This is a genomic window from Thiomicrorhabdus marina, assembly GCF_017571465.1.
GTDB classification, from domain to species: domain Bacteria; phylum Pseudomonadota; class Gammaproteobacteria; order Thiomicrospirales; family Thiomicrospiraceae; genus Thiomicrorhabdus; species Thiomicrorhabdus marina.
The window spans coordinates 1-330 of record NZ_JAGETV010000077.1 but is presented as its reverse complement, the minus strand read 5'-3'; the positions used below and the strand labels follow the sequence as shown (position 1 = coordinate 330).

Genomic DNA, 330 nt, shown 5'->3' with positions numbered 1-330 from the left:
AATCATCATCATTACCAACGGCGGCGCTAACTGTATAGCTTCCAGTGTCATCATCGCCTAATTGACTAGCATCCAGATAGTAGGTTTCTGAGACGGTCGGTTGATAACTAAATTCAGCTTGAGACTCGCTACTGCCTTTAAAGTCATTTTCTAATAAAGAACCATTTGAGTTACGAAGTGCTATGTAAGGTGTGCTAAGTTCGGAACTGCTCATCGTAAAGACATAGGTTGTTCCGGCACTGAGTTCTACTGCAAACCAATCAGAGTCAGCAAGGTTTTCAATAGTACCTGTTGCGCTTCCTCCAACGCTTAACACGCCAGTAGTGGTTG

1 protein-coding gene is annotated in these 330 nt (G+C 43.6%); it reads right to left on the bottom strand.

The features are described 5' to 3' along the window. On the bottom strand, positions 1 to 330 hold a 330-nt coding region (locus J3998_RS13165), incomplete at both ends, for a pre-peptidase C-terminal domain-containing protein (RefSeq protein ID WP_208151117.1).